This is a genomic window from Listeria monocytogenes, assembly GCF_013282665.1.
In the GTDB taxonomy this organism is placed as follows: Bacteria; Bacillota; Bacilli; order Lactobacillales; family Listeriaceae; genus Listeria; species Listeria monocytogenes_C.
The window spans coordinates 42,343-56,586 of sequence record NZ_CP054041.1 but is presented as its reverse complement, the minus strand read 5'-3'; the positions used below and the strand labels follow the sequence as shown (position 1 = coordinate 56,586).

General features: G+C 37.7%; 16 protein-coding genes. 11 read left to right on the top strand and 5 right to left on the bottom strand.

What is annotated here, in order from left to right; translation table 11 throughout:
• The first annotated feature begins 45 nt into the window (after nt 1–45).
• The 3 genes from rlmD to HRK21_RS00340 are packed head-to-tail and all read left to right on the top strand — an operon-like array spanning nt 46 to nt 2,223.
• Nucleotides 46–1,425: a 23S rRNA (uracil(1939)-C(5))-methyltransferase RlmD gene (rlmD, locus tag HRK21_RS00350; protein ID WP_069887732.1), complete on the top strand. Its 1,380-nt coding sequence runs from the start codon at nt 46–48 to the stop codon at nt 1,423–1,425.
• Nucleotides 1,426–1,439: 14 nt separating this feature from the next.
• Nucleotides 1,440–1,841 (top strand): fosfomycin resistance hydrolase FosX, encoded by a 402-nt coding sequence (gene fosX, locus HRK21_RS00345; RefSeq protein ID WP_003739146.1) that lies wholly within the window; start codon nt 1,440–1,442, stop codon nt 1,839–1,841.
• 28 nt (nt 1,842–1,869) lie between these two features.
• Entirely contained in the window at nt 1,870–2,223 is a 354-nt protein-coding gene (locus HRK21_RS00340) for a hypothetical protein (RefSeq protein WP_070006030.1), read from the top strand.
• Nucleotides 2,224–2,262: 39 nt separating this feature from the next.
• Here the strand turns inward: HRK21_RS00340 and HRK21_RS00335 are convergent, their stop codons facing one another.
• Nucleotides 2,263–2,469 carry a hypothetical protein gene (locus HRK21_RS00335; RefSeq protein ID WP_003724102.1) on the bottom strand — a complete coding sequence of 69 codons (207 nt, stop codon included), beginning with the start codon at nt 2,467–2,469 and terminating at the stop codon, nt 2,263–2,265.
• Nucleotides 2,470–2,496: 27 nt separating this feature from the next.
• On the bottom strand, nt 2,497–3,399 hold the full coding sequence (locus tag HRK21_RS00330) for a methyl-accepting chemotaxis protein (RefSeq protein ID WP_069887733.1): 903 nt from the start codon (nt 3,397–3,399) through the stop codon (nt 2,497–2,499).
• Between the two features lie 188 nt (nt 3,400–3,587).
• On the opposite strand from HRK21_RS00330, the gene HRK21_RS00325 reads away from it, so the two are divergent.
• Nucleotides 3,588–4,130: a GNAT family N-acetyltransferase gene (locus HRK21_RS00325; protein ID WP_070006029.1), complete on the top strand. Its 543-nt coding sequence runs from the start codon at nt 3,588–3,590 to the stop codon at nt 4,128–4,130.
• A gap of 44 nt (nt 4,131–4,174) precedes the next feature.
• Here the strand turns inward: HRK21_RS00325 and HRK21_RS00320 are convergent, their stop codons facing one another.
• A complete protein-coding gene (locus tag HRK21_RS00320; RefSeq protein WP_003739142.1) occupies nt 4,175–5,140 on the bottom strand; it encodes a cation diffusion facilitator family transporter in 966 nt (321 codons plus the stop codon).
• Nucleotides 5,141–5,347: 207 nt separating this feature from the next.
• Between HRK21_RS00320 and HRK21_RS00315 the strand changes: the two genes are divergently transcribed.
• On the top strand, nt 5,348–6,022 hold the full coding sequence (locus HRK21_RS00315; protein WP_003739141.1) for a VanZ family protein: 675 nt from the start codon (nt 5,348–5,350) through the stop codon (nt 6,020–6,022).
• Nucleotides 6,023–6,048: 26 nt separating this feature from the next.
• On the top strand, nt 6,049–8,646 hold the full coding sequence (gene mprF, locus HRK21_RS00310; RefSeq protein WP_070006028.1) for a bifunctional lysylphosphatidylglycerol flippase/synthetase MprF: 2,598 nt from the start codon (nt 6,049–6,051) through the stop codon (nt 8,644–8,646).
• Nucleotides 8,647–8,663: 17 nt separating this feature from the next.
• Here mprF and HRK21_RS00305 read toward each other — a convergent pair whose 3' ends face one another.
• Nucleotides 8,664–9,566 carry a TIGR01777 family oxidoreductase gene (locus HRK21_RS00305; RefSeq protein ID WP_069887737.1) on the bottom strand — a complete coding sequence of 301 codons (903 nt, stop codon included), beginning with the start codon at nt 9,564–9,566 and terminating at the stop codon, nt 8,664–8,666.
• A gap of 97 nt (nt 9,567–9,663) precedes the next feature.
• On the opposite strand from HRK21_RS00305, the gene recX reads away from it, so the two are divergent.
• The 3 genes from recX to HRK21_RS00290 are packed head-to-tail and all read left to right on the top strand — an operon-like array spanning nt 9,664 to nt 11,181.
• Entirely contained in the window at nt 9,664–10,473 is an 810-nt protein-coding gene (gene recX, locus HRK21_RS00300; RefSeq protein WP_070006027.1) for a recombination regulator RecX, read from the top strand.
• 1 nt (nt 10,474) lies between these two features.
• Nucleotides 10,475–10,708, top strand: coding sequence for a YfhJ family protein (locus HRK21_RS00295; protein WP_003730568.1), 234 nt, complete (start codon nt 10,475–10,477; stop codon nt 10,706–10,708).
• Nucleotides 10,709–10,719: 11 nt separating this feature from the next.
• On the top strand, nt 10,720–11,181 hold the full coding sequence (locus HRK21_RS00290) for a dCTP deaminase/dUTPase family protein (protein WP_003739137.1): 462 nt from the start codon (nt 10,720–10,722) through the stop codon (nt 11,179–11,181).
• Between the two features lie 31 nt (nt 11,182–11,212).
• Here HRK21_RS00290 and HRK21_RS00285 read toward each other — a convergent pair whose 3' ends face one another.
• Nucleotides 11,213–12,193, bottom strand: a complete 981-nt coding sequence (locus tag HRK21_RS00285; RefSeq protein WP_070006026.1) for a metal-dependent hydrolase — start codon at nt 12,191–12,193, stop codon at nt 11,213–11,215.
• A 200-nt stretch (nt 12,194–12,393) separates the two neighbouring features.
• On the opposite strand from HRK21_RS00285, the gene mutY reads away from it, so the two are divergent.
• Entirely contained in the window at nt 12,394–13,491 is a 1,098-nt protein-coding gene (gene mutY, locus HRK21_RS00280; protein ID WP_077952720.1) for an A/G-specific adenine glycosylase, read from the top strand.
• A 3-nt stretch (nt 13,492–13,494) separates the two neighbouring features.
• On the top strand, nt 13,495–14,241 hold the full coding sequence (gene fabL / locus HRK21_RS00275) for an enoyl-[acyl-carrier-protein] reductase FabL (protein ID WP_003739131.1): 747 nt from the start codon (nt 13,495–13,497) through the stop codon (nt 14,239–14,241).
• Nucleotides 14,242–14,244 lie beyond the last annotated feature (3 nt).

Here is a 14,244-nt window from a genome sequence, read left to right as displayed (position 1 = left end):
TTTTTTGTTAGTATTAATGAAGACTTGGAATGATGGAGGAAAATAATGAATCAAAATCCAGTAGAAGAAGGACAAAAATTCCCGCTAACTATTCGACGCATGGGAATCAACGGGGAAGGAATCGGCTACTTTAAAAAAGCAGTTGTATTTGTTCCTGGCGCAATTACCGGTGAAGAAGTAGTTGTCGAAGCGGTCAAAGTTCGCGATCGTTTCACCGAAGCAAAATTAAATAAAATTCGTAAAAAATCTCCCAACCGAGTTACCGCACCTTGCCCAGTATACGAGGCGTGTGGTGGTTGCCAGTTGCAACATGTGGCCTATAGCGCCCAACTTGAATTAAAACGAGATATTGTTATTCAATCAATCGAAAAACATACAAAAATCGATCCAGCGAAATTAAAAATCCGCCCAACACTTGGAATGGAAGACCCGTGGCGCTACCGTAATAAAAGCCAATTCCAAACAAGAATGGTAGGCAGTGGCCAAGTTGAAACAGGACTTTTCGGAGCCAATTCACACCAACTTGTTCCGATTGAAGATTGTATTGTCCAACAACCCGTTACCATTAAAGTAACGAATTTTGTTCGCGACTTACTAGAAAAATACGCTGTGCCAATTTATGATGAAAAAGCTGGTAGTGGTATCGTGCGGACAATCGTCGTGCGTACTGGCGTGAAAACCGGCGAAACACAGCTCGTCTTCATTACGAATAGTAAAAAGTTACCTAAAAAACGCGAAATGCTAGCAGAAATCGAAGCTGCTCTCCCAGAAGTCACTTCGATTATGCAAAACGTCAACCAAGCAAAATCTTCACTTATTTTTGGCGACGAAACGTTCCTTTTAGCAGGAAAAGAAAGCATCGAAGAAAAATTAATGGAACTCGAATTCGATTTATCTGCTCGTGCCTTTTTCCAATTAAACCCGTTCCAAACAGAGCGGCTCTATCAAGAAGTCGAAAAAGCACTCGTACTAACTGGCAGTGAAACATTAGTAGATGCTTATTGCGGTGTTGGAACAATCGGCCAAGCCTTTGCCGGAAAAGTAAAAGAAGTTCGCGGCATGGATATTATTCCAGAATCTATTGAAGACGCCAAACGAAACGCGGAGAAAAATGGCATCGAAAACGTTTATTATGAGGTAGGAAAAGCAGAAGATGTTTTACCGAAATGGGTGAAAGAAGGTTTCCGCCCAGATGCAGTCATCGTTGACCCACCAAGAAGTGGCTGTGACCAAGGCCTTATTAAATCATTACTCGAAGTAGAGGCAAAACAACTTGTTTACGTATCCTGTAATCCGTCCACATTAGCACGTGACTTGGCTTTACTCGCGAAAAAATACCGCATTCGCTATATGCAACCAGTCGATATGTTCCCGCAAACAGCACATGTAGAGACCGTAGTACTTTTGCAGTTAAAAGATAAATAAAGGACTGGTTGTACATGATTTCAGGTTTAAGCCATATCACTTTAATTGTAAAAGATTTGAATAAAACAAGCACATTCTTAAGAGAAATTTTTGATGCAGAAGAAATCTATTCTAGTGGCAATCAGACTTTTTCGCTTTCCAAAGAAAAGTTTTTTCTAATTGCTGGTCTGTGGATTTGCATTATGGAAGGAGATTCTTTACAAGAGCGAACTTACAACCATATTGCGTTCCAAATTCAAGCAGAGGAAGTGGATGAATATATTGAGCGGATTAAATCTCTTGGTGTGGAAATAAAACCAGAACGTTCTAGAGTACCAGGTGAGGGACGCTCGATTTATTTTTATGACTTTGATAATCATCTCTTTGAACTGCACGCTGGAACATTAGAAGAACGCTTAAAAAGGTATCACGAATAGAAATAACACCTAATAGGAGGAAACAATCATGAAAAAACTATTTGATGAAACAAATGAATTTGAAGCAAAGTACTACCGGACTATTTGGTACGGCTATATTGATAATGAATTCGCGCCTGAATTAAGTGATGAAATAAAACAACTCATTCAACGAGATCTTGCAGAAAAAACTGCAAATCCAATCGAAGCAACACATTGGGTTTTCTATAACGAAACACAAGCAGGAGATGCAATTGGTGATAAAGTTCGTTCATCCATTATGGTTCGCTATCGTGAGGAGAAATTTGTCGTCCAATACAACGTGAGCGATTTCCAATTTGTTACTGTGTTTGATGTGACAACTACCTTTAAAGACCAATTAGAACAAGCATTGAATGCGTAAATAAAAAATCCCGTCTATTTTTATAGACGGGATTTTCGTTCATCCAAGTTCTTTCCAGTGCCAATTACCAATATGTAAACCTTGGTTCATTTCACTAGATGTAAAACTATCGGCTCTAGCTTCTGTTTTTGCTCGCGTTAATGAAGTGGCGCTTCCAAAACTATTTGCGGTTTCATAATGGTATTCTTGGTTGTTCAAACGGATAATAATGGCGCGGCCAGAAGGATGTTTTCCAATAAGTTTCAAGATTTCTTCGCTCCTTTTTTCAGTCGGTTAAATCATTTTTGTGAAAGCACCGGCATTTTGATCCAAGGCAGTAGAGGCAGATTCAATTTGGCTAAAATCTTCTAAAGACAAAATAAGGACTTCTTGACTTTCCTCCACTTTTGCTTCGACACGTTCTGTGCCACTGGAAATCGTATTAATTTCTTGTGTGATACCATTGACGCTTTTTTCTACTTCTTTAATTGCTTCTTCTACACGACTTGAAAGCTTTCGAACCTCTTCAGCTACAACGCTAAATCCGCGTCCGGCATCACCAGCACGGGCGGCTTCAATGGCAGCATTTAAGGCAAGTAAATTTGTTTGGGAAGCAATGCCGTTAATGGTATTAATAATGCCATGAATATTTTGCGCCTCTGTTTGCAAATCATGCAGCGTATCTGTATTTTCATTCGATTCTTTCGTGATTGATTTCACGAGTTCGAGGAGAGCTTCACTGCGCGTTTTCCCAACGTTGGAATGTTCTTTTAAATTGGTTGCCATGCTTTTTAAACCAGATGCAAAGTCATGGACCGTTTCTTCTCTTCGTGTAATATCTGTGGCGATTTTTGCAACACCAACGACTAAATCTTCACGAATAATCGGAATATATGTTGCTTCAAACCAAACACGTTCACCGCGTGCATTTTTTCGTTCAATTTTATTTTGAAATCTTTGCCCAGCAAGCAAATTTGTCCACATTGCTTTATAACTGGCACTTTGGACAAAATCAGGAAAGCATAAGTCCGGATGGGATAAAGTCAACATTTCTTCTTCTGAGTATCCCATTGCCTCGGCGAAAAGAGCATTAGCATAAGTTACTTTTTTATTAGTATCAAAACGGATGATTGCTACGTTTTGAAGTAAACCGTCGAGAAGGAGAGTTGCGTCTTCTGTTTCCGCATTAATATTCATTAAAAAACCTCCATTTTTTAGAAAAATAATATAAAAATCACCAACATCAACATAATAACACACTTATATTCGTAATGGAAAGTTTATTTTTTAATAAAATGGGTATATGAAAAAATTAAGCTTAGCGATGATACTTGCAATCATATCAGAACAATTTTATAATTTAGAAAAATGCGGGAGGGATAAGGATGCGAATTACGGGGAAACGGATTTACTTAAGACCTTTTCAGATAACAGACGCCCATCAAAAACTAGCTTTTCATTTAGCGAATAAAGCTTTTTTTGAAGGTTATTCTATGGAGCGGGATGATCGTTTTTATACGATAGAAGAACAGCAATCGCTTATTTCACGTTTGGAAGATTTTGCTGCGAGTGATGTGGAGTACTATTATGGGATTTTCCTTCATGACACGGATGAGCTTATTGGTACGATTAATTTATTTAGTATTTTGCGTGAATCTCTACAATCAGCGTTCATTGGTTATTTTTTGGATAAGGAACATAATGGAAATGGTTATGCGACTGAGGCAGTGGAGTTGATAGTAGATTTTGGTTTTGACATTCTTGGTCTGCATCGAATTGAGGCAGGAGTGATGCCGAAAAACGAACGCTCCAAACAAGTCCTTTTAAAAGCGGGATTTCATTTAGAAGGGCTCGCAGTTCAAAATGTCCGCATAAATGGAAGTTGGGAAGATCATCAAGTCCTAGCAATTATTAATCCTGGAGACTAAAAAAAGCCAAGTGTCGCAGTTCGCGCACTTGGCTTTTTCTCTTTTTAACGCCCGTCTCCATATTCCCAGTTGCGGATAGCATCATCTTCATCAAAAGAAATGAGTACATCTGCAACACCGCGCAGTTTTCCGATATTTTCTTCCAAACGGTCTTTAATATCATCCACTTCAGCGAGAGTGAGCATTGGATCTAATTCCACTTCAACATCGACATGGAAAACATCGCCTTCTTTAAGAACGGTTAACACTTGAATATCGCGCACATCAGGATCACTCATTACGAGCTGACCGACAGTTAAATGCATACTTTGATCTGATTCGCCAATAACTCCAGCCGCATTGTCCAAAAAGACTTTACCAACGACGATAAACATCATTACACCAATTAACATAGATGCAATACCTTCTGCTTGATGGAAAGGGGTAAAGTGAGAAATAATAACCGCAATCATCGCAAGAAGTCCACCACCAGTTGCAACGGAATCTTCCAAAAACACCAGTTTAGTCGCTGCTTTTGCTTTACCTAAATTGAGAATACTATCTTTAAATAACTGAAGCCCTTTAGATTCTAAACCAACATCATGCGCAATCTCATGCATTGCCTTGACTAAAACAGAAAATTCTAGCACAGTACAAAGTAAGAGCACAGTAAGGTTTATAAGGAAACCAGTGGAACTTGTTGGATGGATAATATGCGCGAATCCTTCACGAATCGTCTCAAAGGCCATTATCCCAACAACAATAACAGCACCAAGTAACACTAAGTTAACCATTCGCCCAAAACCATGCGGAAAGCGTTTTGTCGGTCGTTTTTTACTTAAAGCAGAACCTATAAAAACAAAAAACTGGTTTGCCGCATCTCCCAAACTATGTAACGTTTCCGCGAACATGGCGATATTTCCGGTAAAAAAATAAGTAATACCTTTAATAATAGAAACAATGGTGTTAACAAGAGCCGCTGTTAAGGCGGATTTATTACCTTCTTTTAATAGCCCTAATAATTCTTTCATCCTAGTCTCCTCCACGAATATCATTAAGAAATTGTAGCACTTTTTTTATCAAAAAGAAAATAAGAACCCAAAAGCCTTACAGAAGCTTGCAAAAATGTAAGCACAAACAAGCTTTCTTTTCATTTTTATATCTGCTAAACTGTTACTAGGAGCTTATTCAGAGAGTCTGAGAGCTGATTTTGAAACGGAAGGCGTTGGAATACGAGAATGCAAGTCCAAAAATGCCGTTTTTTTGTGTTGTTATTGCCAGCATTATACCTCTTGTATGGAATCTCGCTTGCACTACAATTTGGGAATAATGCGGATTTAATTAATACTATTGCGAACAGTTGTTTACTTTTTTTAGCAATCATCCTACTAACCAACATGGCGAGACTAAAGAATTGGATAGACTTTATCTGGTTTTGCGTTTTTATTCTATATATAATTATTTTATTACATCTTGTTGCCTACATAGCTGTTGGAGATTTCGTCAACAGTACCTATACCGGTAATTTTCATATTCAAAAAGAAATGATTAACTTAATCCCTTTTACAACAATAGAAAATACATTTCAGCAAACATTACCAACGATGCCTACCATTATTCAAATTTTCGGGAATGTTTTATTGTTATGTCCACTGTCTTTCTTTTTACTTTACTTCAAGATAACAAACACAGCTGGTAAAACTTTATTAGTCATATTCTTAACATCTTGTGGCATCGAACTGCTTCAATTTGCGCAAACAACGATGATTACAGGATTTGAAAGCATTTCGCTACCACCCAATCGTTCTACAGATATAGACGACATCATTTTAAATACATTAAGTGGAATAATAGGCATTCTACTTGCTTATGCTGTACCATCTGTTAGAAAACGAATAAATAAAAGAAGATGAATGAAAATCGTTAAGGAGACTCTATTATGAAAGAAAAACTAATGCAAGCCTACTCGTGGTTTCAAAAAAATAGTACCATCGTAAAAATCGTTTTTATCACTTTTGTGATGGCATTTGTTATTTTTGAAATTATTAATATTGCGACGGGAATTGACTATCCGTCTCTAAAAGAAAATTTAACTTCTCAAAGTCCGGAACAAATATTTATTATGTTTATCGTCGGCTTAATTGCTGTCACTCCAATGCTTTTGTATGATTATGTCATCGTTAAGTTGTTACCCGGAAAGTTTTCCCCAAGTCATGTGATTGCTTCTGGTTGGATCACGAATACCTTTACAAACATTGGTGGATTTGGCGGCGTTTTAGGTGCCAGCTTAAGAGCAAGCTTTTACGGAAAAAATGCATCTCATAAGGAAATTCTACTAGCCATTTCTAAAATTGCTTTATTTTTAGTATCTGGTTTATCGATTTACTGTTTAGTATCATTAGCTACTTTACTGATTCCTGGATTTGCAGATCATTTTGTTAATTACTGGCCGTGGCTTCTAGCAGGTGGACTGTACTTCCCAATTTTATTCACTATTACGAAATGGAAAAGTAAATCCCTTTTTGTCGATTTACCTATCAAAAGAGAATTAACACTCATTATAGCTTCTCTTTTAGAGTGGGGCTTCGCGTTTGGATGTTTCGCGATTATCGGCACATTGATGGGAGAACCAGTCGACATTTTCAAAGTGTTTCCATTATTTGTTATTGCTTCAGTGATTGGGATTGCTTCGATGGTCCCAGGTGGAGTAGGGACATTTGACGTCGTGATGATTCTTGGGCTTAGCCAATTAGGTGTTTCTCAAGAATTAGCACTCGCTTGGATGCTGTTTTACCGTATTTTCTACTATATCATTCCATTCGTAGTCGGCCTACTTTTCTTCGTCCAAAAAGCAGGGAAGAAAGTAAATGACTTTTTAGAAGGATTACCGCTACTATTCTTACAAAAAGTGGCTCATCGCTTCTTGGTTATATTTGTTTACGGCTCTGGATTATTGTTGATTTTATCATCTGCCGTACCAAACGCCATTTATCATGTGCCATTTTTGTACAAAATTATGCCATTTAATTTCTTATTTACTTCCCAAATTACCATTGTTGCATTTGGCTTTTTATTACTGGGGCTTGCGAGAGGTATTGAATGTAAAACAAAGAAAGCCTATATTATTACATTTATTGTACTAGGTTGTGCGATTTTCAATACACTTGCTCGCGTATTTTCGTTGAAGCAAGCCATCTTTTTAGGAATAGTATTGTTATGTTTATTCCTAGCTCGAAACGAATTTTACCGAGAAAAACTAGTTTATACTTGGAGTAAAGTAATTATGGATAGCATTATTTTCATTGTCTGTTTGGCAGGTTATATTGTTATCGGAATTTACAATTCACCCAATATCAAACATTCTAAAGAAATTCCTGATTATTTACGCATTGCCTCAGAGCATTTATGGTTAGTCGGCTTTGTTGGCGTATTTATCGCCGTTGTGAGTTTAGTCATTATTTACATTTATTTATCGACAACAAAAGAAAAACTCGGCTCTCCATTTGAAGCAGTCAAAGTACGCGAACATTTGGCAAAATGGGGCGGAAATGAAGTCAGTCATACGATGTTCTTGCGTGATAAACTACTATTTTGGGCAGTAGAAGGCGAAGTGCTTTTCTCTTACCGAATCATTGCGGACAAAATGGTTATCATGGGTGAACCAACTGGTAATATGGATAAAATGGAAGAAGCAATTGAAGAAGTTATGATGAATGCGGATAGATTCGGTTATCGACCAGTTTTCTATGAAGTCCGCGGTACGATGATTCCGTATTTGCATGACCACGGTTTTGACTTTATCAAGCTCGGAGAAGAAGGCTTTGTTGATGTCCAGAACTTTACAATGAGTGGTAAAAAGAAAAAAGGCGAACGCGCGCTAATGAATAAATTAGAACGAGAAGGCTATACTTTTGAAATAATAGAGCCACCATTTAATCACGAAATGTGGACAATTTTACGAGCGATTTCAGATGAGTGGCTAGATGGTAGAGAAGAAAAAGGCTTTTCATTAGGATTCTTTGATACGTACTATCTCGAACAAGCTCCGATTGCTATCGCGAAAAATGGCGAAGGTACTGTCGTTGGCTTCGCTACCATGATGCCGTCTTATACGGACGAAATGACTTCGATTGATTTAATGCGGTATTCTAAAGAAGCACCATCAGGCATTATGGATTTTCTTTTCATCAACTTATTTGAACAGGCCAAAGAAGATGGATTCCAAACATTTAATGCTGGCATGGCGCCACTTGCGAACGTTGGAGAAAGTAAATATGCTTTTCTAGGTGAACGATTGGCTGGACTTGTATACCGTTATAGTCAAGGCTTTTACGGATTCAAAGGATTACGTAATTTCAAATCTAAGTATGTTACAGAATGGGAACAAAAATTTGTTGCCTTTAGAAAAAGAAGCTCGATTGCTTTTACGATGTTACAATTAATGATTCTTGTTGGTAAAAAACGACCACTTGCAAATAGCCAAGTAATTCTTGATTTCCCTCTAGAAGAAGAAACAAAAAAACCAGATTCTGATTAAAATCAGAATCTGGTTTTTTAATCAAGCAAGTCATCCAAAGCTTCTTGCAACGTTTCAAAACGAAACTCGAAATGGTTACTCATTAGTTTTTCCGGATAAGCACGTTGACTGTCCAAAATAGTCATTGCGCGTTCACCAAGAATAAATTTAATAATTTTTTTAGGAACCGGTGTTTTATATGGCTTATGCATCTTTTTCCCAAGGCGTTCAGCAAATTTCTTTTCTTGAACAGGGTGAGGAGCTGTAAAATTAACCACGCCATTTATTTGTTTGTGATCAAAAATAAATAAGATTGCTGCTACAACATCAGCGACATGAATCCAAGAATACCATTGTTTTCCATTACCAAAACGGCCTCCTGTATAAGTTTGGAATAATTTTTTAAAAACAGGGAATGACCCGCCATCAGTGCCAAGTACGAGGCCAAAGCGAGCGTATACAACTCGAATACCTAAATCACTTGCCGCACTCGCTGTTTTTTCCCATTCATAAACTGTTTTTCCTAAGAAGTTATCTGCATAAGTATTTTCTTCTGTATCTAGATAAATTGTTGACTTAGAAGAAGTATAAGCTCCAATGGCACTTGCATTAATCCATAATTTTGGTTTGGATTTCATTTTCTTCACAATCGATAAGAGTGCTGAAGTAGCTTCGATGCGGCTATTTACAATCACTTTCTTTCTATCGTAAGTCCATTTTTCATCCATCAAACCAGCACCAGCAAAGTTAATACAAACATCCACTGGTAAATCTTCTAAATTAGGCAATTTATCCTCGTTTAACCATTCAATATAGTGTATATTCGCGCGGTTTTTTAGCTTTTGTCTTGTTAAAATATAAAGTTCGTGATCAGATTTTTCTAATTCATGTACTAAGTGATCACCAATAAAACCTGTTGCGCCTGTAAGTAAGATATGCAATTTTATCACCTCTTTATAGTCCTAACTAGTTTATTCCCTTTTTAGTAGTATTAAAACCAATTTTTGCGGTATGATAGAAGGGAGAAGGAGGCGGGTTATGAAAATCACGTCCATAAGTGTCCAGCAGAAAAACAAAGAACGTTACAATATTTTTATTGATGAAAAATACAACTTTAGTGTAGACGAAGAAGTATTAGCACGCTATCAACTAATGAAAGGTAAAGCAATTACGGAGGCTGAAATCGACGAAATCAAACAAGCCGACATGATTCGAAAAGGGTTAAATAAAGCAATCAACTTCTTATCCCACCGCGTTCGCTCAGAAAAAGAGATTCGCGATTATTTGAAAAAGCAAGAAATGCAAGCTTTTGCAATCGATGAGATTTTAAAAAAATTAGCCGACATGGATTATATTAATGATCTTGAATTTGCGGAACTGTATACAAAAACGCAAATCAAAACAACCCTAAAAGGCCCGCGAACTATCGAACGCGAACTAGTCGAAAAAGGGCTAACGAGAGAAATAATTACTCGAGTTATCGAAGAATATTCAGACGAAGCACAGCTAGAAAACGCCACCAAACAAGCAATAAAAATCATGAAACGAAATAACAAAAGTGCTAAAAAAATGCTTCAACAAAAAATTATCACCGATTTAATCCAAAAAGGTTATACAAGCGAATTAGCCAAAACAGCTGCAACAGAAGCAACAAGCGAAATTGATATAGCTGATGAAGCGGATATTCTACAAAAACAAGTTGAAAAAACAATGCGCAAAAATAAACGATACAAACCAAGCATTGCCAAACAAAAAACAATCACATCGCTAATGCAGAAAGGTTTTTCTTATGATACAATTCAATCATACCTAACTGAAAATGAAATCAGTTTCGAGGAGGAAGAGTGAGTTGTATACGTATTTAGATGAGCTAACAGCGGAGTTAATGGCTAAAAACCCGCATTTAGATAAAGAACAAGCCTTATGGTGGATTGAAATGCTTTGGTCAGATTTCGAAAGTTCCTATGCTAAAGCAGGTTATCCGTATCGCGGTCCTGAGTATGCGGCGGATTACGTTCGTCAGCAAATCGAACGCCACGGCAGCTTTTTACACCAAGTAGAACGAAAAGACCCAAACAAATAGGAGTGAACAATTTGAAAGTAAGAGGATTTGAAGTAGTAAATGAAACAAACAGAAAATTTCCAGAACAAACCATATCTCTACCAATACGCGGGGACAAAGGTTCAGCTGGCTATGATTTCTTTTCAAATGAGACAGTAAATATTGCAGCAGGAGAAAAACACATTTTTTGGACAGATATTAAAAGTTACATGCAAGAAGATGAAGTTTTAAACATTCATGTGCGATCTTCTATTGGCATAAAAAAAGGTTTATTACTGTGTAACGGTACAGGAATTATTGATTCTTCTTACTATAGTAATCCAGGGAATGATGGTAATATCGGTATTGCCATTAAAAACTTCTCTTCTGAACCTGTGACGATTGAGAGTGGGGAACGCGTCGCTCAAGGCGTATTCCAAAAATACTTAGTTGCAGATACAGATATCGTCGCAAACGAATCCCGTGTTGGTGGGGTAGGGAGCACAGGTAGATAAATAAAAAAGACCCGGAATTCCGGGTCTTTTTTTAAATACTAACAGGTGCTAGTTTTTTGTATAGTTTTTCTGTGGAGAAAATCCAGCCAGTGTAAGATGAAACAATATTTAAGTCATCATCTAATTTTACTACGGCTACAAATGGATAATGTCCGTTACTACGATAACGTAAATCGGTGAATGTTACATAAGTCCCGTCTAGTTTTTCCTCAATGCGCCAGTTGTATACTTTTGAGAATGAGATAAAAGCGGCGAGATTTTTATCTTTTTTCGCAGAACGAATGATTTCATTATCTGGAACTGGTAAACGGTCAAATTTCTCGTAGATGGAAATATTGCGTTTGAAAGCTCGCCCTACGTAGTAATGATCTTTCGTTGTTACCGCCACGCGCCACTGGAAGAAGTGGATAGTGGAGGCGATAATGATTTCTTCTGAATCTGGAATTAAGTTTTGAACGGCGTGTTTAATCATTCGCTGTGTAACAAATCTTGCCACATAATAAAGTGCCAAAATAACATAGAGCGTAACAAACGTTGGTAAGACAGGAGCCCCTAACAACCAAGCCGCAATGGCAACCACATGGGAACCAAAAATGAACCAATCAAATGTGTTGATAAATCCAAATGCAACCCATGTTTCCTTAAATGGTCTCACAGCTTGTGTACCATAAGCATTAAAAATGTCTACAAAAATGTGTAACCCCACCGCGATAAATGTCCATAATAATAAATGGATAAATGTAGCCGCTGGGAAAAGTAAATATAAAACGGATGAAATAAGTAATGGCCAAATGGCAAGCATCGGCAAGGAATGCGTGACTCCTCGGTGATTTCTAATATAATCAGCGTTGTTTTTTAGTTTTAATACAGTGTCAATGTCTGGAATTTGTGAACCAATAATTGTTGCTGTCATAATACCAATGGCAGCTTGAGAACTTCCGGCAACTACCGGGTCTATGGTTGCTAACGCTCCGAGTGCAATTCCCATTACTACATGTGTGCCAGTATCCAATGACTTTGCCTCCTCTAAAATCGGTCTTAAAAAATACAAGTGAGTGCTGCCTATAAGAGCACAACACTATTCAATTAAGCCAGCATTCGGTATAATAGAAATCGGCTTAAGAATGGGTATACTATTTTATTCCCTGTCTACATTATACTACACATCCGGAGCAACACACATTAGAAATCTATTAGAATTACGAGGGGAAAATGAGAAAAATGAAGAGACTAACCTGGGATGAAACAAAGATAACTGCTTTTCAAGAAGCACTCGTTTCCTGGTATGAAGCGAATAAACGCGTATTACCTTGGCGTGAAAACACCGATCCATATAGAATTTGGGTCTCAGAAATCATGCTTCAACAAACAAAAGTCGACACAGTGATTCCTTATTTTAATCGCTTTATGACTCAATTTCCAACGATGGAAGATTTTGTCCAAGCGGATGAAGCCGATATTTTAAAAGCGTGGGAAGGGTTAGGCTATTATTCTCGTGTCAGAAACCTCCAAACAGCCATGAAGCAAGTGATGACCGATTTTTCTGGGGAAGTTCCTACCGACTTAACCACTATTTTATCGCTTAAAGGTGTAGGTCCATATACGGCGGGAGCCATCTTGAGTATTGCCTACAACCAAGCAGAACCGGCAGTGGATGGGAACGTCATGCGTGTTATCGCACGCGTTTTAGAAATTAGTGAAGACATCATGAAAGCATCCACCCGGAAAATTTTTGAAGAAGTGTTATATCAACTAATTGACAAAGAAAATCCGGCCGCTTTTAACCAAGGCTTAATGGAAATTGGCGCACTGGTATGTACACCAACTAAACCAATGTGTATGCTTTGTCCACTTCAACCATTTTGCGACGCACATAAAAATGGTGTCGAAACGAATTATCCAGTGAAAATTAAAAAAGTAAAAACGAAAACGAAAGAACTGTTAAGCATCATTGTTATTTCAGAGGACGGAAAAATAGCCATAGAAAAGCGTCCAGAAAATGGTTTACTGGCAAATATGTGGCAATTTCCTACTATTGAAATTGCGAAAAAAGAAAATGATGAAGTAGCTAAACTACAATTTTTACATAATTATGGCTTAGACGTTTTACTAGAAGACGAGCCAGTCGCGCATATCAAACACGTTTTTTCACATTTAGTCTGGAAAATGGACATTCGTGTGGCAAAACTTCAATCAGCGAATCCAAATAAAAATTGGTATTTTGCGACGGAAGAAGAAATGAAACGACTTGCCTTTCCAGTACCATACCAAAAAATGTGGCAAGCATGGAAAGATTTTAAGGGGGAGTAACAAATGAACAAAGTAGCATTAGTAACAGGAAGCAGTAGAGGGCTTGGAAGAGAAATCGCTATCGCACTTGCAAAAGAAGGTTATGACATCGCTGTTAATTTTTCCAGAAACCGCAAAAAAGCTGAAGAAGTACAACAAGAAATTGAACAATTAGGCAGAAAATGCGTTATTTTTAAAGCAAACGTTGGTGACGTGGAAAAAATTAGAGACTTATTTAAAGCGGTGGACGAGGAATTCGGTCGCTTAGACGTTTTTATTAACAATGCAGCGAGTGGTGTCCTTCGACCGCTAATGGATTTAGAAGAATCACACTGGGACTGGACGATGAATATTAATGCGAAGGCGCTTTTATTCGCAGGACAAGAAGCGGCTAAATTAATGCAACGCCATCAAAGCGGGAAAATCATTAGTTTGAGCTCGATTGGTTCAATTCGTTATTTAGAAAATTATACAACAGTCGGTGTTTCAAAGGCAGCCGTAGAATCGCTTACTCGATATTTAGCAGTTGAACTTGCACCATTTGGCATTGCAGTCAATGCTGTTTCTGGTGGGTTAATTGAAACAGATGCACTTAACCATTTCCCAAACCGCGAAGCGTTATTAAAAGATGCTGTAAGTAAAACACCAGCTGGTAGAATGATTGAGCCAAATGACTTAGTAAACGCCGTATTATTCCTTGCAAGTGAGAAAGCAGATATGATTCGCGGACAAACTATTTTAGTTGATGGTGGAAGAACTCTTTTAGTATAGTAA

Bases quoted from the DNA above. Each gene is read 5' to 3' on its own strand.
- rlmD (WP_069887732.1), top strand. From the start codon at position 46: ATGAATCAAAATCCAGTAGAAGAAGGACAAAAATTCCCGCTAACTATT.
- mutY (WP_077952720.1), top strand. From the start codon at position 12,394: ATGAGAAAAATGAAGAGACTAACCTGGGATGAAACAAAGATAACTGCT.
- fabL (WP_003739131.1), top strand. From the start codon at position 13,495: ATGAACAAAGTAGCATTAGTAACAGGAAGCAGTAGAGGGCTTGGAAGA.
- HRK21_RS00325 (WP_070006029.1), top strand. From the start codon at position 3,588: ATGCGAATTACGGGGAAACGGATTTACTTAAGACCTTTTCAGATAACA.
- fosX (WP_003739146.1), top strand. From the start codon at position 1,440: ATGATTTCAGGTTTAAGCCATATCACTTTAATTGTAAAAGATTTGAAT.
- HRK21_RS00320 (WP_003739142.1), bottom strand. From the start codon at position 5,140: ATGAAAGAATTATTAGGGCTATTAAAAGAAGGTAATAAATCCGCCTTA.
- mprF (WP_070006028.1), top strand. From the start codon at position 6,049: ATGAAAGAAAAACTAATGCAAGCCTACTCGTGGTTTCAAAAAAATAGT.
- recX (WP_070006027.1), top strand. From the start codon at position 9,664: ATGAAAATCACGTCCATAAGTGTCCAGCAGAAAAACAAAGAACGTTAC.
- HRK21_RS00340 (WP_070006030.1), top strand. From the start codon at position 1,870: ATGAAAAAACTATTTGATGAAACAAATGAATTTGAAGCAAAGTACTAC.
- HRK21_RS00330 (WP_069887733.1), bottom strand. From the start codon at position 3,399: ATGAATATTAATGCGGAAACAGAAGACGCAACTCTCCTTCTCGACGGT.
- HRK21_RS00315 (WP_003739141.1), top strand. From the start codon at position 5,348: ATGCAAGTCCAAAAATGCCGTTTTTTTGTGTTGTTATTGCCAGCATTA.